We start from the raw sequence: 18787 nt of genomic DNA, 5'->3' as shown, positions 1-18787 counted from the left end.
AGCCGACCCCAGATGACGACGACGCTCACCGCGGAGCAGGCGCAGGCCCAGAAGGAGTTCCGGGCCTTCGCCGACACCCGTGTCGCCCCGTACGCCGACGCCTGGCACCGGGCCCAGCGCACCCCGCCGGAGGCCGTCCGGCTGCTCGCCGACGAGGGCCTGCTCGGGCTGCCGGTCCCGGCCGAGTACGGCGGCGGCGGCAGCGACGCGGTGACGCTCGGCCTGCTCGCGGCCGAGCTCGGCCGCGCCTGCTCCTCGCTGCGCAGTCTGCTGACCGTGCACACGATGGTGGCGCACGCCGTCGCCCGCTGGGGCACCCGCGCCCAGAAGGACACCTGGCTGCCCCGGCTCGCCCGCGGGGAGCGCGTCGCCGCGCTCGCCGTGTCCGAGCCGGGCACCGGCAGCGACGCCTCCGCCGTCACCACGCGGGTCACCCGCGACGGCGAGGACTGGATCCTCGACGGCCACAAGAAGTGGATCACGTACGGCGAGACCGCCGACCTGTTCCTCGTCGTCGGGCGCGGCGAGCAGGGCCCGACCGCCCTGCTGGTCGAACGCGGCACCCCGGGCCTGCGCACCGAGCTGATCGAGGACATGATCGGCATCCGCGCCTCGATGACCGCCCACGTGTACTTCGACCACTGCCGCGTCCCCGGCGAGAACCTGTTGGCCCGGCCGGGCCTGGGCGTCTCCCACGTGACCGGCGCGGCCCTGGACCTCGGCCGGTACACGGTGGGCTGGGGCTGCGTCGGCATCCTCGACGCCTGCCTGGACGCCAGCACCGACTACGCGGCCGAGCGGGTCCAGTTCGGCGTACCCATCCGGGAGCACCAGCTGGTCCGCCGCATGATCAGCGAGATGTACACCTCCGCCCGGGCGGCCCGGCTGCTGAGCCTGGAGGCCGGCCGGCTGCGCGACGCCCGCGATCCCGGGGCCCTGGCCGCCACCTCGACGGCCAAGTACTTCGCCTCCACCGCCGCCGCCCGAGCCGCCACCGACGCCGTGCAGATCCACGGCGCCAACGGCTGCGGCCCCGACTACCCCGTACAGCGCCTGCTCGGTGACACCAAGGTCATGGAGGTCATCGAGGGCAGCTCCCAGCTCCACCAGGTCGGCCTCGCCGAGTACGCCTTCCAGGAGAGGGCCCCGTTCCGCCGCACCCCCGCCGCCGCAGCCCGTGGAAGTGAGTGTCCGATGACGACGACCACCGAGACGACCACCGAGACGACGACCGCGACCACCCTCAAGACGACCACCGTCAAGTGCGTGGTGTGGGACCTCGACAACACCGTCTGGGACGGCGTCCTGCTGGAGGACGCCGAGGTCACCCTGCGCCCCGAGGTGGTGGAGACCCTGCGGATCCTGGACGAGCGCGGCATCCTGCACTCCGTCGCCAGCCGCAACGACCACGCCGCGGCCATGGCCAAGCTGGAGGAGTTCGGCATCGCCGAGTACTTCCTCTACCCGCAGATCAACTGGGGCAACAAGTCCGAGTCCGTGCAGGCCGTCGCCAAGGCGATCAACATCGGCCTCGACACGCTCGCCTTCGTCGACGACCAGCCCTTCGAACGCGACGAGGTCGCCTTCGCCCACCCCCAGGTGCGCTGCATCGACGCCGTCGACGCCGCCGGCATCCCGGACCTGCCGCAGATGCACCCCCGGTTCGTCACCGCCGACTCCCGCGAGCGCCGCCACCTCTACCGGGCCGACGCGCAGCGCAACGCCGCCGAGGAGTCCCACGAGGGCACCTCGGAGGAGTTCCTCGCCTCGCTCGGCATGCGCTTCACCATCGGCCCCGCCGAGGAGCGCGACCTCCAGCGCGCCGAGGAGCTGACGGTCCGTACGAACCAGCTCAACGCCACCGGCTACACCTACTCCTACGAGGAACTGGACGCCTTCCGCCGCTCCCCGGACCACGACCTGCTGGTCGCCGGCCTGGAGGACAGGTACGGCACCTACGGCAAGATCGGCCTCTCGCTCGTGGAGCGCGGCGAGGGCGTGTGGACGGTCAAGCTGCTGCTGATGTCCTGCCGCGTCATGTCCCGCGGCGTCGGATCCGTCCTGCTCGGCCACCTGATCCGCGAGGCCCACCGGGCCGGGGCGAAGCTGCGCGCCGAGTTCGTGCCCACCGACCGCAACCGGACCATGTACATCACCTACAAGTTCGCCGGCTTCCGCGAGATCGCGAAGAAGGGCGACATCGCGGTGCTGGAGAACGACTTCTCCCGGATCCCCGAGTTCCCCCCGTACATGGACGTCACGGTCGGGAGCTGACGCGGCTCCGCCCTCCCCCTTCCCCCAGACCCCAGACGGCAGTGCCACAGAACGAGACGGATGGCCAAGATGAGCGCCCAGGCGAACGAGGACCGGCTCCGGCGGGCCATGGCTGCGGTGATCCAGCTGCAGCAGCGCAACGCCGAGCTGGAGAACGAGCGGCACGAGCCGGTGGCGGTCGTCGCCATGGCCTGCCGGCTGCCGGGCGGCATCACCACGCCCGAGGAGTTCTGGGAGCTGCTGGCCGACGGCCGTGACGCCATCGGCCCGCTGCCCGCCCGCTGGGACGGCCTGGACCTGTACGACCCGGACCCCACCGCGACCGGCAAGAGCTACGCGCAGGAGGGCGGATTCCTCGACGGGCTCGAGGAGTTCGACGCCGACTTCTTCGGCATCTCCCGGCGCGAGGCCGTCTCCATGGACCCGCAGCAGCGGCTCGTCCTGGAGGCCTCCTGGGAGGCGCTGGAGCGGGCCGGGCTGCGCCCCGACACGATGGCCGGCAGCCGCACCGGCGTCTACCTGGGCGCCATGCGCTCCGACTACGACACCGGCAACGCCCCCCTGGAGGTCCTCGACGGCTACCAGGGCACCGGCATCTCCGGCAGCGTCGTCTCCGGCCGGATCAGCTACGCGCTCGGCCTGCAGGGCCCGGCCCTGACCATCGACACCGCCTGCTCCTCCTCGCTGGTCGCCATCCACTCGGCGGTCGCGGCGCTGCGCGGCGGAGACTGCGAACTGGCCCTGGCCGGCGGCGTCACCGTGATGAGCTCGCCCGCCATGTACGTGGAGTCCAGCCGGCTCGGCGCGATGGCCCCCGACGGGCGCTGCAAGAGCTTCTCCGCCCAGGCCGACGGCGCCATCTGGTCCGAGGGCGTCGGCATCCTCGTCCTGAAGAAGCTGTCGGCGGCCCGGCGCGACGGCGACCCGGTGCTCGCGGTGATCCGCGGCTCGGCCGTCAACCAGGACGGCCGCAGCCAGGGCCTGACCGCCCCCAACGGGCCGGCGCAGCAGCGGGTGATCCGCGACGCCCTCGACTCCGGCCGCCTGACCCCCGCCGACATCGACGCGATCGACGCGCACGGCACCGGCACCCCGCTCGGCGACCCCATCGAGGCCGGCGCCCTGGCCGAGGTCTTCGGCCCCGGACGCGACGGGGACCGGCCGGTGTGGCTGGGCTCCTCCAAGTCGAACCTCGGCCACACCCAGGCCGCCGCCGGTGTCGTCGGCGTGATGAAGATGATCCTCGCGCTGCGCCACGAGGCGCTGCCCCCCACCCTGCACGCCGCCGAGCCGAGCCCGCAGATCCCCTGGGAGAACAGCGGCCTGCGGCTCGTCCAGGAACTGCGGCCGTGGCAGCGCGGCGAGCGCGTGCGCCGGGCCGGCGTCTCCTCCTTCGGCATCAGCGGCACCAACGCCCACGTCATCGTCGAAGAGGCGCCCGCCCCGGCCCCCGCCGAGACCGGTGCCGAAGCCGCCCCCGCCGAGCCCGCCCCGGCCGGGGCCCCGGCCGGGGCCCGCCCGCTGCTGGTCTCCGGCTTCGACACGGCGGCGCTGCGCGCCCAGGCCGCCCGCTGGGCCGACTGGCTCACCGCCCGCCCGGGCGCCCACTGGCCGGACGTCCTGCGCACCGCCGCCCTGCACCGCACCCCGCTGGAGGCCCGCGCCAGCGTCCTCGCGGCCGGACCGGCCGAGGCCGCCGAGGCGCTCACCGCCCTCGCCGCGGGCCTGCCGCACCCGGCCGTCACCGCCGCGACCGCGCGCGAGCGCGGCAAGGCGGTCTTCGTCTTCCCCGGCCAGGGCTCGCAGTGGCTCGGCATGGGCCGCGAACTCATGGAGCAGAGCCCGGTGTTCCGGGAGGCGGTCCAGGAGTGCGACGGGGCCCTCGCCCCGTGGACGGGCTGGTCTGTCACGTCCTTCCTGCGCGGCGAGGCCGATCCCGAACTCACCCTGGAGCGCATCGACGTGCTCCAGCCCGCCCTGTTCGCCGTGATGATCGGCCTGGTCGCCGTCTGGCGCTCGCTCGGCGTCGAGCCGGCCGCCGTGGTGGGCTCCAGCCAGGGCGAGGTCCCCGCCGCCGTCGTCAGCGGCGCCCTCACCCTCGCCGACGGCGCCCGGCTGACCGCGCTGCGCTCGCAGGGCCAGCTGCGCGAGTGCAGCGGCCGCGGGGCCATGGCCCTGGTCGAGCTGCCCGTGGCGCGCACCCGCGAGCTCATCGAGCCGTACGGGGCCGCCCTGTCGGTGGCCGTCGTCAACACCGCCGGCTCCACCGTGGTCTCCGGCGACGTGGACGCCGTGGAACGGCTGCTGGCCGAGCTCGAAGGCGGCGACGTCTTCTGCCGCCGCATCCAGTCCGACACCGCCGGCCACAGCGCGCACATCGACCCGATGCTGCCCTGGCTCGCCGAACAGCTCGCCGACCTGCGCCCCGGCGCGGCGACCGTGCCGTTCTACTCGACGGTCACCGGCGCCGTCGTCGAGGGGACCGGCCTCGACGGCGCCTACTGGTGCCGCAACGTCCGCGAGACCGTCCGCATGGACCTCGCCCTGGCGCGGCTCGTCGCCGACGGCCACGGCGTCTTCGTCGAGATATCCCCGCACCCCGTCCTCGGGATGCCCCTGACCAGCGCCACCGCCGACAGCGACGGAGCCGTCGTCGGCAGCCTGCGCCGCGACCAGGGCGGCCTCGACCAGCTGCTGCGCTCGCTGGGCGCCCTGCACACCCAGGGCTACGAGGTCGACTGGACACGGGTGTTCGCCCCGGCCGACGGCTCCGCGGCCCGGCTCGCGGAACTGCCCACGTACGCCTTCCAGCGCAAGCCCTACTGGACCGACGTCCCCGGCTACCGGCGCCTCGACGAGGCCGAGATCGCCGCCCTCGGGCGCGCCGCCCAGGACGGCGCGGCGGAGGACGCCACCGGCCCGGCCGCCCTGCGCGCCCGCCTCGCCGCCCTCGGCGAGGGTGAACGCCTGGAGGCCCTCACCGACCTCGTGCGGCGAGAGGCCGCCGCCGTCCTCGGCGCCACCGAGCCGGTACCGGTCCAGAAGCGGCTCCAGGAACTCGGCCTCGACTCGATCATGGCGCTCCAGCTGCGCAACCGGCTGACCGAGCTGACCACCACCACCCTGCCCGCGAACCTCGCCTTCCAGCACCCCACCGCGCGGGACATCGCCGGCCACCTGCTCGCGCACGCCCTCGGCGCACTGGAGAGCGCGCCCACCACGGCCCTGGAGCGCTCCGAGGGGCGCGGCGCGCATCCGGCGACCGACGGCCAGCGCCGGCTGTGGTTCCTCGAGCAGCTGCGCCCCGGCAGCGCCGAGTACCACACCCCCCTGGTGCTGCGCACCGAGGAGCGGCTCGACCCCGCCGCGCTGCGCTCCGCCCTGACCTGGGTGACCGCCCGCCACGAGGCGCTGCGCACCTCGCTGGCCACCCGCGACGGCGCCCTGGTCCAGATCGTCCGGGCCGAGGCGGAGCCGCAGTTCAGCCACGAGGACCTCAGCCACCTCGACGCGGCGGAGCTCGACGCCCGGGTGCGCGAGGAGGAGCGCCGGCCGATGCCGCTCGACGGCCCCGGCCTGCTGCGCTGCCTGCTCGCCGACACCCACGACGGCGGCCAGCTGATCGGCGTCTTCCTGCACCACGCCGTCACCGACGGCTGGTCCCTGTCCGTCTTCACGCAGGAGCTGTACGCCGCCTACACCGCCTACGCGGGCGGCGGCGCCCCCGAGGCCCCCGAACCCGCCTTCCAGCTCGGCGACTTCGCCGCCTGGGAGCAGCGCGCCCTGGAGGAGGGCCACTTCGCCCGGGGCCTGCGCGTGATCGGCGAGCGGCTGACCGGCATGGGCCGCCTCGAACTGCCCGCCGCCGACGGCGCGAGCGAGGGCGGCACCACCGGATTCACTCTCCCCGCCGCACTGCGCACCCGGGTGGAGGAGCTGGCCACCCGCACCGGGGTCACCCCCTACACCGTGTACGCGAGCGCCTTCGCGGTGCTGCTGGCCCGCACCACCGGCGCGTACGACTTCGGCCTGGGCACCGTCTGGGCCAACCGCCAGCTGGCCGGCACCGAGGGCCTGCTCGGCTTCCTCGTCACCACCCTGCCGCTGCGCTGCGAGCTGACCGGCAACCCCAGCTTCGAGCAGGTCCTGGCGCAGACCGCGCCGCGGGTCCTGGAACTGATGGAGCACCAGGACCTGCCGCTGACCGAGCTCGTCAAGGCCGTCGGCGGCGAGCGCACCGGCGAGGACAACCCGCTGTTCGGCGCCGTCTTCAACTACCGGGCGAGCACTCTGCCCGCGTTCGGCGAGGGACGCGGCGCCTGGGTGCCGTCCGCGGACGCCGCCGTCGGCGGCGGACCGCGCGGGGTGGCCAAGTCGGCCGTCGGCCTGACCCTCGCCCCCGCCGGCGAAGGACTGGCGGGCGAGGTGGAGTTCCTGCCCGGCGTCCTCGGCGCCGAGGCGGCCGCCCGCCTCGCGGACAACTTCCGGACCCTGCTGGAAGCGGCCGTCGCCGATCCCTCCCGCCCCATCGGCGCCCTGGAGCTGATCTCCGGCGACGAGCTGGCCTGGCTGGAGGAGCACGGCGGCCGGGTGGCCGGCGAGGCCGCCGGCCCCACCGCCCTGGAGCGGATCCTGGCCCAGGCCCGCCGCACCCCCGGCGCGCCCGCGCTGGTCGACGGCGGCCGCACCTGGACCTACGCGCAGGTGGTGGCGCGGGCCGCGGCGATGGCCGGGCACCTGCGCTCCGCCGGAGCCGGCCCCGGCACGCTGGTCGGCATCCACCTGCCGCGCTCGGCGGACCTCGTGGTGTCGGTGCTCGCGATCTGGCTCGCGGGCGGCGCGTACGTCCCGCTGGACCCGGAGTACCCCAAGGCCCGCCTGGAGCACGTGATCCGCGACAGCGGCCTGTCGCTGGTGGTCTCCACCCGCGACGGCTCGCCCGAGGTCGCCGCCGACGACGTCGCCGTCCTGCTGGCCGACGCGCTGGCGGACAGCGCGGACCGGGACGGCATCCAGGAGGGCATCCCGGACGGCCCGGGCACGCTCCCGGGGCTGTCCGACCTCGCGTACGTCATCTACACCTCGGGCTCCACCGGCCTGCCCAAGGGCGTCCAGCTGGAGCACGCCCAGTTCGCCACCTTCTGCACGGCGATGGACGAGCGGGTCGGCGGCGGCCCCGGCGACACCTGGCTCGCCGTCACCAGCCTCTCCTTCGACATCTCCACGCTGGAACTGCTGTGGACCCTGACCCGGGGCTACCGGGTCGTCGTGGGCCGGGGCGGCCCGGCCGGCTGGGCCGACTACCTCCCGTACGCCCCCACCCACCTCCAGTGCACGCCCTCCCTGGCGCGCATGCTGCTGGCCGACGCCGACGGCCGCTCGCTCGTCCAGGGCCTGGACCGGATGCTGGTCGGCGGCGAGGCCCTGGACCGGGGCCTGGCCCGCAAGCTGGAGCGGCTGTGCCCCGGCGGCCTGATGAACATGTACGGGCCGACGGAGACCACCGTGTGGTCGGCGGCCTGGGACGCGGTCCCGGGCGAGGTCTCGCTCGGCCGGCCGCTGCACGGCAACCTGCTCTACGTCCTGGACGGGGCCGGACAGCGGGTGCCGCGCGGCACCCGCGGCGAGCTGTTCATCGGCGGCCTCGCCGTCGCCCGCGGCTATCTGAACCGGCCCGAGCTCGACGCCGAACGCTTCCTCGCCGACCCGTTCGCCGGGAACGGCGCCCGCATGTACCGCACCGGGGACGTCGTGCGCTACCGGGCCGACGGCTCCCTGGAGTTCTGCGGCCGCGCCGACGCGCAGGTCAAGCTGCGCGGCCACCGCATCGAACTCGGCGAGATCGAGGCCGTCGCCGCCGAGCACACCGGGGTCGCCGAGGCCGCCGCGGTGGTCCGCGAGGACGTGCCGGGCGACCCCCGGCTGTGCCTGTACCTCACCGCGGCCCCCGGCCGCACCGTCGCCGACGAGGAGCTGCTGGCCGCGCTCGCCGGACGGCTGCCGGCCTACATGGTCCCCTCGCGGCTGGTCCACCTCCCCGAACTGCCGCACACGCCCAACAAGAAGGTCGACCGGGGCGCCCTGCTGCGCCTGGACGCGCCGGCCCCGGCCCCGGCCGCCGCGGCCGCACGCGCGGGCGGCGGGCGGGAGTCCGCGGGCGAGGGCGGCATCGAGTCCCTGGTGTCCGGCGCCTGGGCCGACGTGCTCGGCATCCCCGTCGTCGACCCCGACAAGGGGATCTTCGACCTCGGCGCCAACTCCATGACCGCACTGGAAGCCCACAAGCTCATCTGCGCGGGTCTGGGCCGGGAGTTCCCGCTCTCCACCCTCTTCCGCTACCCGACCGTCCGCCGGCTCACCGCGTACCTGCGGGACGGCTCGCACGCCGCTCCCGACCGCCTGGAGTCCGCGGCCCGCCGCGAACGCTCCGGCGAGGACGCCGTCGCCATCGTCGGCATGGCCTGCAAGCTGCCCGGCGCGCCCGACCTCGACACCTTCTGGCGCAACCTGCGCGGCGGCGTCGAGTCGATCACCCACTTCACCGACGAGGAACTGCGCGCCGCCGGCGCCACCGAGGAGGAGCTGGCCGACCCGGCCTACGTCCGCTCGCGGGGCCTGATCGACGGCGCCGACCTCTTCGACGCGGCCTTCTTCGACTACTCGCCCGCCGAGGCCGAGGTCATGGACCCCCAGCACCGGCTCTTCCTGGAAGCCGCCTGGCAGGCCCTGGAACACGCCGGCATCGTGCCGGCGGCGTTCGACGGCAACGTGGCCGTCTTCGGCGGCACCGGCTTCGGCGGCTACCACCAGGACGCCTCGGGCGACCTGTCCTCCTTCTACCGCTCGATGATCGGCAACAAGAACGACTACCTGGCCACCCGCGTCGCCCACAAGCTCGACCTGCGCGGACCCGCCCTCTCCGTCCAGACCGCCTGCTCCACCGGCCTGGTCGCCGCCCACCTGGCCCGCGAGAGCCTGCTGCGCGGCGAGTCCGACGTCGCCCTGGTCGGCGCCTCCTCGCTGACGATCCCGCTCAAGCGCGGCTTCGTCCACCAGCCGGGCCTGGTCGTCTCCCCGGACGGCAAGTGCCGCGCCTTCGACGAGAAGGGCGCGGGCACCGTCTTCGGCAGCGGCGTCGGCATGCTCGTCCTGCGCCGGCTGTCCGACGCCGTCGAGGCCGGGGACACCGTGTACGCCGTACTGCGCGGCAGCGCCGTCAACAACGACGGCGCCGCCAAGGCCGGCTTCACCGCGCCGAGCGTCCAGGGACAGGCGTACGTGATCGCCGAGGCCCAGGCGTCGGCGGGGGTCACCCCGGACAGCGTCGGCTTCATCGAGGCGCACGGCACCGCCACCTCGCTGGGCGACCCCATCGAGGTCCAGGCCCTCCAGCAGGTCTTCGGCTCCGCCGAGCGCGCCGAGCCCTGCGCGATCGGCTCGGTGAAGACCAACATCGGCCACGCGGACGCCACCGCCGGCATCGCCGGGCTCATCAAGGCCGCGCTGGCCGTGCACCACGGCGAGCTGGTGCCCAGCCTCAACTACGAGCACCCGAACCCGGAGATGGGCCTCGACCCGAACCTCTTCTACGTCAACACCGAGACCAAGCCCTGGCACGAGGACGGACCGCGCCGCGCCGGCGTCTCCTCCTTCGGGATCGGCGGCACCAACGCCCACGTCGTCCTCGAACAGGCACCCGACACCGCCCCCGCCCCGCAGGAGCACCCGGCCGGGGCCGTCCCGGTGGTCCTGTCCGCCCGCACCGACGCCGCCCTGCGTGAGCAGGCCGGCCGCTGGGCCGACTGGCTGGAGGAGCACCGGCAGGTCCCGCTCGCGGACGTCGCCCGCACCGCGGCCCTGCGCCGCACCCACTTCGCCCACCGCGCGCTGGTCACCGCCGCCACCGCCGACGAGGCCGCCGCCGCGCTGCGCGCCCTCGCCGAGGACCGTTCGCACGCCGGCGTCGGCCGGGCCACCGCCCGCGGCCGCGGCCGCACCGTCTTCGTCTTCCCCGGCCAGGGCAGCCAGTGGGACGGCATGGGCGCCGTGCTGCTCGAGCAGTCACCCGCCTTCGCGCAGACCGTCCGCGACTGCGACGCGCTCCTCGCGCCGCAGCTCGGCTGGTCGGTCACCGACGTGCTGCGCGCCGGCGGCGGTCCCGAGCTCTCCGCCCGCCGCCTGGACGTCGTACAGCCCGTCATGTTCACCATGTACGTCGCCCTCGCCGCCGCCTGGCGCGAACTGGGCATCGAGCCCGACGCCGTGACCGGGCACAGCCAGGGCGAGGTCGCCGCCGCCGTCGTGGCCGGCGCGCTCACCCTGGAAGAGGGCGCCCGGATCATGGCCGTCCGCAGCCGCGCCCTCCAGGCGGTCGCCGGGGTCGGTGCCATGGCCGTCGTCGAACTCCCGCTGGAGCAGGTCCGGGAGCGGATCGCGCCCTACGGGGACGCCGTCTCCGTCGCCGCCGTCAACACCCCCACCTCCGTCGCCCTGTCGGGCGACGCCGACGCCATCGAGGACCTGCTGTTCGCCCTCGACGACGAGGACGTCGTCTGCGGCAAGCTGGAGGCGCCCGTCGCCTCGCACAGCCACTGGATGGACGCCCTGCTCCCCGGCCTCGAGGCCGACCTCGCGGACCTGGCCCCCGCCGCCGGCCGGCTGCCGTTCTACTCCACCGTCACCGGCACCCTCCTCGACGGCCGCGAGCTCGGCGCCGCCTACTGGTGCCGCAACCTGCGCGAACCCGTCCGCCTCGACCTCGTCCAGCAGCAGCTGATCGCCACCGGCCACGATGTGTTCATCGAGATCAGCCCGCACCCCGTGCTCGCCATGCCGCTCACCGAGGGCAGCGCCGGTGCCCTGGTGGCCGGCACCCTGCGGCGCGGCCACGGCGACCGCTCCGAACTCCTGCGCGCCCTCGGCGAACTGCACACCCACGGCCACCGGGTGCCCTGGGAGCGGATCTGGGCCGGCGCCGGCGCAGCCCGGGTCGCCGAACTGCCCTCGTACGCCTTCCAGCGCCGCTCCTACTGGATCGACCCGCCGCGGCCCGAAGCGGCCCCCCGCGCCGCCGCCGACCAGGCCTTCTGGGAAGCGGTCGGAGAGGAGGGCCCGGCCCGGCTGGCCGAGCTGCTCGACGCGCCCGAACGCCTCCGGGAGGGCATCGGGGAACTGCTCCCGCTGCTGTCCGCCTGGTGGCAGGGCCAGGAGTCCCGCGAGACCGTCGCGGGCTGGCTGTACGAGGACGCCTGGGAGCTGTCCCCGGCGCCCGCCGGCCGGGCCGCCCTGACCGGAGCCTGGGCGCTGGTGACCACCGAGGCCGAAGCCGGGACGGCCGACGCGGTCGAGGACGCCCTGCGCGCCGCGGGAGCCACCCCGTACCGCGTCGAGGCCGGCGCCGACCGGGCCGCGCTCGGCGCCGCCCTGGCCGCCCTGCCCGAGCCGCCCGCCGCGGTCCTCACCCTGGGCTCCCTCGACGGCACGCCGGACGGTTCCGGCTCCACGGCGGGCTTCGCCACCACCCTCACCCTGCTCCAGGCGCTCGGCGACCTCGGCGTCAGCGCCCCGCTGTGGGCGCTGACCCGCGGCGCGGCCGACACCGACGGCGCCGGCCCCGCCGCCCCGCTCCAGGCGCTGGTCACCGGCCTCGGCCGGGTCGCCGCCCTGGAGGACCCGCTGCGCTGGGGCGGCACCGTCGACCTGCCGGCGCAGCCCCACCCGGGCTGGGCCGGCGCCCTGGTGGCCTGCCTCGCCGCAGGCGACCACGAGGACCAGGTGGCGCTGCGCGCCGACGGCCGCCACGTACGCCGCCTGCGGCGCACCGCCCCGCACACGGCCGGCCCGCAGCACGCCAAGTCGTGGTCCACCCACGGCACCGCGCTGATCACCGGCGGCCAGGGAGCCCTCGGCCTGCACCTGGCCCGGCGGCTCGCGGCACGCGGAGCCGAGCACATCGTGCTGGCCTCCCGCCGCGCCGGGGCCGCCCCCGAGACGGAGCTGCTGCGCACCGAGCTCGCCGCCCTGGGCGTCGAACTCACCCTGGAGCAGGCCGACGTCGGCGACCGCGGGCAGGTCGACGCGCTGCTCGCCCGCACCGGCGACCCGCGGCGCCCGCTGCGGACCGTCGCCCACCTGGCGGGCCTGTCCCGCCCGGCCGCCCTCACCGGCCTCACCCCCGAGGCCGCCGCCGAGGAGAACGCGGCCAAGGTGCACGGCGCCTGGCACCTGCACGAGGCCCTCGCGGGCCGCGAGCTCGACGCGTTCGTGCTCTACGGCAGCGGCGCCAGCCTGTGGGGCGGCGCCGGGCAGGCCGCGTACGCGGCCGCCAACACCGCGCTCGACGCGCTCGCCCGCCACCGCAGGGCCCGGGGGCTCACCGCCACCGTCCTGCACTGGGGCGGCTGGGCCGGCGGCGGCATGGTCACCGCCGAGGCCGAGCGGGCCGCCCGCTCCCGCGGCCTGCGCACCATGGCACCCGAACTCGCCCTGGACGCCCTCGACATCGCCCTCGGCGCGGACCTCACGGCGCTCGGCGTCGCCGACATCGACTGGACGGCGTTCGCCCCCGCCTACCGGGCGGCCCGGCCGCGCCCGCTGCTCGACACCCTGCCCGAAGCCCGCGAACCGCAGGCCGAGCAGGCCCCGGACGCCGCGGCCGGAGCGCAACTGCGCACGGCCCTGGCCGGACAGGGCCCCGAGGAGCGCCTGGCCGCGCTGACGGCCCTGGTCAAGGGCGAGGTCGCCCCCGTCCTCGGCCTGGCCGAGGCGGAGCTGGACGCGGACCGGCCGCTCCAGCAGCTGGGCCTGGACTCGCTGATGGCGGTGAAGGTCCGGGGCGAACTGACCCGCCGCACCGGCCTCGCCGTCACCACCGAGGCGATCCTGCGCCACGCCACCTGCGAGGGCATCGCCGCCCACCTCGGCGCCGCACTCGCCCCCGAGGGCAGCGCGCCCCAGCCCCCGGCGGCGGGCCGCGGCCAGGACAACCCCTGGCTGCGCGTCCTCAAGCCGGCCGAGAACCCGCGGGCCCGGATCGTCTGCGTCGCCGGCATGGGCGGCACCACCGGCGGCCACGTGCCGCTGGTGCGCCACCTGCCCGACGACGTCGAACTCCTCGGCGTGCAGCTGCCGGGCCGCGAGGGCCGCTCCGACGAGGCCCCCGTCACCGACATGATGGCCCTCGCCGACCAGGTCGTCGCCGCCCTCGCCGGCCGGCTCGCCCCGGGCGCGCCGCCCGTCGTCCTGTACGGCCACAGCCAGGGCTCCTGGCTGGCCTGGGAGGTCGCGCACCGGCTCGCCCACCGGCCCGCCGTACCGCCCCTCGCCCTCGTCGCGGCCTGCGCGCTGCCCCCGCTGGCCCCGCTCACCCCCGGCCTCGACCGGCTCGGCGAGCTCACCGGGGACCTGGACGGCGCCGACCCGCGCGAACTGGCGGCCCTCCTGGAGGGGCTGCTGCCCGACGAGGTCCTCGCCAGCGAGGAGCTGCTCGCCGAATACGTCCAGCGGCTGCGCACCGACACCGTCCTGGCCGAGAACCACCGGGCGGTGCTGCGCGGCACCGACCGCCCGGCCCTGGGCGTACCGCTGTTCGCGGTGTCCGGGACCGCCGACCCGGTGCTGCCCGAAGGGTCCATGGAGGTGTGGCGCGAGCTGGCCGGCGCCCTCTACGTGCCCCGCGCCATCGAGGGCTCCCACGCCGCGCCGATCACCAACCCCGAGGCCATGGCGGCCGAACTCATGAACGCGATCGCCACGATCGCCACCAGCCTGGAGGAGAACCATGCCTGAGACCGTGCGCCCGGACGGGGCGCGGATCCACTACGAGGTGCGCGGCACCGGCCTCCCCGTCCTGCTCATCGGCCCCGGCGAGCTCCCCGGCCAGTGCGACACCGAGCGGGCCGCCTTCACCGAGATTGCCGACGCCCTCGCCGGGCGGTTCCAGGTGATCACCGTCGACCCCCGCCACCAGGGCGCCAGCACCGGCCCCGCGGAGCCCTTCTGCTACGGCCGCACCGCCGCCGACCTGCTGGCCGTGCTCGACGAACTCGGGGTCGAGCGCGCCCACATCGCCGCTTCCGGCGCCGGCACCGCCCAGGCCTGGCGGCTGGTCCAGGACGCCCCGGACCGGGTCGCGTCCGTCGTCGCCCACGCGCCCGTCGGGCTCGCCGAGGGCAACGGCCTCGGCGACTTCCTGGCGACCTTCGACGAGCCGATGCGCCTGGCCCGCGCCGAAGGCGTCGACGGCGTGATCGAGGAGGCCGGCCGGGGCGGCGGCTTCGCGGCCCGGCCCGGCGCCGGACCGTACGCCCGCGGGCTCGAGGGCTCGCCCGCCTTCCGCGAGGAGATCCGCACCCTGCGCCGGGAGCGCTACATCGTGCGCGTCGTCCGGTTCCGCGACGGCGTCTGGCCGCAGGGCTCCGCCTACTTCTCCGTACCGGAGGAGTGGATGACGACGTTCCCCGCGCCGCTGCTGGTGCTGCCCGGCGACAGCACGCCGGCCCCCGCCGCGCTCGCCAAGCGGCTCGCCGCCGACGTGCCCGGCGCCCGCCTGCTCGACGGCGCCGCCGACACCGCCGACCGCCGGACGGAGACCCTCGCGGCGGTCGTCTCCTTCCTCCTCGAGACCACCGCACGCTGAAGGAGACGTACCGCCATGCTGACTCTCGACACCCTCGACATCACCGATGAGGCCGCGTACGCCGCGAAGGGCGGCTACCCGTACGCGGAGTTCGACCTGCTGCGCCGCGAGGAGCCGGTGTTCTGGTACCGGCGCCCCGGCTTCGAGCCGTTCTGGGTGCTGACCCGGCACGAGGACGTCGCGTACGTCTCGCGCAACCCGAAGCTCTTCTCCAGCGCCCAGCGCGTCACCCTGGACACCCCCGAAGCGGTGGAGATGTTCGAGGCCCAGCTGGAGGCGCGGGCCGAGATGTTCGGGCACGCCCCGGACATGCCGCCGGCCCTGTCGTACATGGACGCGCCGCGCCACCGCCACCTGCGCCAGGTCATGGCGCCCTGCTTCACCCCCAAGGCGATCAAGGAGCTGGAGGAGCGGTTCCACGAGCTGGCCGCCGAGTACGCGCAGGCGTTCACCCGCCTGCTCGACGAGGACGGCAGCACCGCCGACGTGGCCAAGAGCCTGTCCGCGCGGCTGCCCGTCGCGGCGATCTGCGAACTGGTCGGGGCGCCCCTGAAGGACTGGGACGACATCTTCGAGTGGACCGAGGGCACCACGGCGCCCGGCGACCCCGACAACCAGCGGGACGGCGAGGACGCCGAGGCCGCCTTCGCCCGCAACATGGGCGCCCTCAACGGCTATGTGGCGGGCCTGGTCCAGCAGCGCATGGCCGAGATCGACGGCACCGGCACGGACGTGCTCAGCCGCCTCGCCAGGGCGCGCATCGAGGGGGAGGCGCTGTCCTTCCACGAGATCCTCTACACCATCTTCAACCTGCTGGTCGCGGGCATCGGCACCACCCGCAACGCGACGACCGGCGGCATCCAGGCCCTCCTGGAGCACCCGGACCAGGTGCACAAGCTCATCGAGGACCCGTCGCTGATCGACGGTGCCGTCGAGGAGATCCTGCGCTGGACGTCGATCGCGGTGAACTTCGTGCGCACCGCCACCCAGGACACCGAGATCGGCGGCAAGCTCATCCGCAAGGGCGAGACGGTCGCGATGTGGTATCCGGCGGCCAACCGTGACGAGGCGGTCTTCGAGGACCCGTACCGCTTCGACGTCACCCGCGACGCGAGCGACCAGATCGCGTTCGGCGGACACGGCGAGCACGTCTGCCTGGGCCACCACCTGGCCCGGTTGGAGCTGCGGGCCGTCCTGCGCGCCGTGCTGCCGCTGCTCCCGGAGCTGGAACTCGTGCGCAAGCCCGAGTTCGGTGTGCTCCACCTCCAGGCCGCGGAAATCAAGCGGCTTGTCGTACGACGCAAGGAACGGTGAAACACCCAATGTCCGAGAATTCAGCACCGCAGCCGCGGCCGGTACCGGCCTCCCTCCGGGAATTCGCGGCCGGGGACGAGTCCGACCTCAATGTGGTCGCCCCGTGGGTGGGCCCCGCGGTCGACGAGGAAACCGGCCGGCTGAAGGAACCGCTCCGCAAGCGGCACTTGATCGCCACGTCCGTCGGCTGGCCGAAACCGGGACACGAGCCCGCCGCCATCGCCCTGAACGAGGCCATTCTCGCCGAGCTGTACGTCCGCCCCGGCCTGCTGGCCGTGACGCTCGCGATATCCGAGAAGAACTTCAACAGCACGCGGAGCCTCAGCATCTGGGAAGACGAAGAGGCGCTGAAGGGATTCCTGAAATCGGGTCCGCACATGGCGGCGGCCCGCCGGGTGAGAGAGCTCATGTACGACTGGGAAGGTGCGAACTGGGTTTCCGAGGAAACCCTGGAACTGCCGACCTTTGACGATGCGAAAGCGAAACTCGACGAGGTCCGGGCGCCCGGCCCGAGCTCATTCGAGTCGTACGACGGGGACGATTCCGCCTGAGACCGCCGAGGACCACTCGAAGATCCCTCGAGTCCCGCTCGAGAACGCCAAGAGAAGGAGCAACCGCATGACCGTGACCGCCGAGGCGCCGGCGCAGCCGTTGACCACCCATTTCCTGCACCATTTCGACCTCGCCTACGGCATGGTGCTCGAACTCGCCGAGGACTTCGACAACGAGACCGCGCGCCTCGCGCCGGCCCCGCACAAACCGCTGGTCTGGTTCCTCGGGCACCTCATCTGCGCCACGGACTACTTCTCGACCCTGCACCAGGGCACCGAGTCCCTCGTCACCGAGGAGTTCTCCCGGCACTACGCGGGCAACGACAACAACGACTGGTCCTGGGGGCCTTCGCTGGCCGAGATGATCGAGCTCTACCAGCAGGTCCACGCGCGGATGCGGGCCTTCGTGGCCGGGCTGCGCCCCGAGGACCTCGACAGCGAGTCCCCGCTCGAGCCGTTCGGCGACGACCGGCTGAAGAACCTCGGCAAGGCGCTGTCCATCATCCAGATGCACGACGCCTACCACTGCGGGCAGATCGGCTGCCTGCGCGTCGCACTCGGCAAGCCGGTGCCGTTCTAGCCACATCTCCTCCGGTTGGCCGGAAAGCTCCGGTATCCCGGATCCACGCGGATTCGGGATACCGGAGCCACTGCTACCGTGGCACACGGTTCGCCCGTACCGCGGTTCCAGGAAGAGGGGTTTCCATGCCTTCGCACATTGCGTTCTTCAATTTTCCGGCCATCGGCCACGTGAATCCGACGCTCGGCGTCGTCGAAGAACTGGTCAAGCGGGGGCATCGGGTCACCTGCACGGTGACCGATCATTTCGTGCCCGCGATAGAGGCGATCGGCGCCGAGGCCGTCCGCTTCGACTCCGTATTCGGTGAGTTCTACCGCTCCCCTTACACGGAGGAGGCCAACGCGGGCGAGGGAATGCGCTGTCTCGACGACGCGACCGGCCTCGTCGAGCAGGTCAGCCCCTTCTACGAGAAGAACCGCCCAGACGTCATCGTCCACGACTTCATGGCGTGGGGCGCGCGTTTCTACGGCGCCAAGCACGACATTCCGCTCGTCCGGCTCTACCCCACCTACGGAGCCAACGAACACTTCTCGATCCAGGAGAAGTTCCCGCTGGCCGAATACGCCGACCCGCAGGTCATGGAAATGATCGGCAAGCTCACCGGCCTCCTTCCGGAATTCAACCTGCCGGCCGACCCCATGGCCTTCTTCCAGAACATCGAGAAGCTCGGCGTCATCTTCCTGCCGCGCGACTTCCACTACGACGGCGACACCTTCGACGACCGGTTCGTCTTCGCCGGCCCCTGCCTGGGCGACCGCTCCTTCCAGGGCTCGTGGGAGCCCGCCTCCGCGGACCGCCCGGTCCTGCTGATCTCCCTGGGCACCGCCGCCACCGGCTGGGCCGAGTTCTTCCGCACCGCGGTCACCGCGTTCGGCGACACCGAGTGGGACGTGGTCATGGCCGTCGGCGACCACATCGACCCCGCCGACCTCGGCCCGCTGCCCGCCAACTTCGACGTGCGCCGCCACGTGCCGCAGCTCGAAGTCCTGCGCCACGCCAAGCTCTTCGTCACCCACGGCGGCATGAACAGCGTCATGGAGTCCCTGTACAACGGCGTGCCCATGGTCGTGATCCCCCAGATGAACGAGCAGAAGGCCAACGCCCTGCGCGTCGACGAGCTGGGCCTGGGCCGCCACCTGGCCAAGGACGACACCACCGTCGAGAGCCTGCGCGCGGCCGTCGCCGCCGTGGCCGGCGACAGCGCCACCACCGGCCGCGTGGAGCGCATGGGCGAGGCCATGCGCCAGATCGACGGCCCCGCGGTGGCCGCCGACGCCATCGAGAAGTTCCTCGCCCAGAACGCCGGCTGACCACCAGGCCAGCCACACCCGACCCGACGCCAGCCCCCGGCCACCAGGCCGGGGGCTGCTGCGTTCCGGGCCGTTCCCGCGCCGTACCGGCGCCGCCGGGAACGCGCTCGCCCGGCGACCG

The 18787-nt window shown here is 74.3% G+C and carries 7 protein-coding genes; all 7 read left to right on the top strand.

The annotated features are described in order from the left end of the window. The first annotated feature begins 12 nt into the window (after positions 1–12). The 7 genes from BGK67_RS40550 (at position 13) to BGK67_RS33900 (ending at position 18666) form a co-directional block, all read left to right on the top strand. Complete coding sequence (locus tag BGK67_RS40550; RefSeq protein ID WP_244291549.1) at positions 13–2274, top strand: HAD-IIIC family phosphatase; 2262 nt, start codon at positions 13–15, stop codon at positions 2272–2274. Positions 2275–2334: 60 nt separating this feature from the next. Beyond that, positions 2335–14061, top strand: coding sequence for a hybrid non-ribosomal peptide synthetase/type I polyketide synthase (locus tag BGK67_RS33925; RefSeq protein WP_069924399.1), 11727 nt, complete (start codon positions 2335–2337; stop codon positions 14059–14061). After that, entirely contained in the window at positions 14054–14911 is an 858-nt protein-coding gene (locus tag BGK67_RS33920) for an alpha/beta fold hydrolase (protein ID WP_069924398.1), read from the top strand. Before BGK67_RS33925 ends, BGK67_RS33920 begins: the two co-directional genes overlap by 8 nt. Positions 14912–14926: 15 nt before the next feature. After that, entirely contained in the window at positions 14927–16225 is a 1299-nt protein-coding gene (locus BGK67_RS33915; RefSeq protein ID WP_069924397.1) for a cytochrome P450, read from the top strand. Positions 16226–16332: 107 nt separating this feature from the next. Then, positions 16333–16776, top strand: coding sequence for an antibiotic biosynthesis monooxygenase (locus tag BGK67_RS33910; protein ID WP_167739668.1), 444 nt, complete (start codon positions 16333–16335; stop codon positions 16774–16776). A gap of 67 nt (positions 16777–16843) precedes the next feature. After that, positions 16844–17356, top strand: coding sequence for a DinB family protein (locus BGK67_RS33905; RefSeq protein ID WP_069924395.1), 513 nt, complete (start codon positions 16844–16846; stop codon positions 17354–17356). Positions 17357–17481: 125 nt separating this feature from the next. Further along, a complete protein-coding gene (locus BGK67_RS33900; protein WP_069924394.1) occupies positions 17482–18666 on the top strand; it encodes a macrolide family glycosyltransferase in 1185 nt (394 codons plus the stop codon). Positions 18667–18787 lie beyond the last annotated feature (121 nt).

Origin of the sequence: Streptomyces subrutilus (assembly GCF_001746425.1) — a bacterium.
Taxonomy (GTDB): Bacteria; Actinomycetota; Actinomycetes; order Streptomycetales; family Streptomycetaceae; genus Streptomyces; species Streptomyces subrutilus_A.
This window is presented reverse-complemented; position numbering and strand designations above follow the sequence as displayed.

Coding starts and splice junctions, on each gene's coding strand:
- BGK67_RS40550 (WP_244291549.1), top strand. CDS start 13: ATGACGACGACGCTCACCGCGGAGCAGGCGCAGGCCCAGAAGGAGTTC.
- BGK67_RS33925 (WP_069924399.1), top strand. CDS start 2,335: ATGGCCAAGATGAGCGCCCAGGCGAACGAGGACCGGCTCCGGCGGGCC.
- BGK67_RS33920 (WP_069924398.1), top strand. CDS start 14,054: ATGCCTGAGACCGTGCGCCCGGACGGGGCGCGGATCCACTACGAGGTG.
- BGK67_RS33915 (WP_069924397.1), top strand. CDS start 14,927: ATGCTGACTCTCGACACCCTCGACATCACCGATGAGGCCGCGTACGCC.
- BGK67_RS33905 (WP_069924395.1), top strand. CDS start 16,844: ATGACCGTGACCGCCGAGGCGCCGGCGCAGCCGTTGACCACCCATTTC.
- BGK67_RS33900 (WP_069924394.1), top strand. CDS start 17,482: ATGCCTTCGCACATTGCGTTCTTCAATTTTCCGGCCATCGGCCACGTG.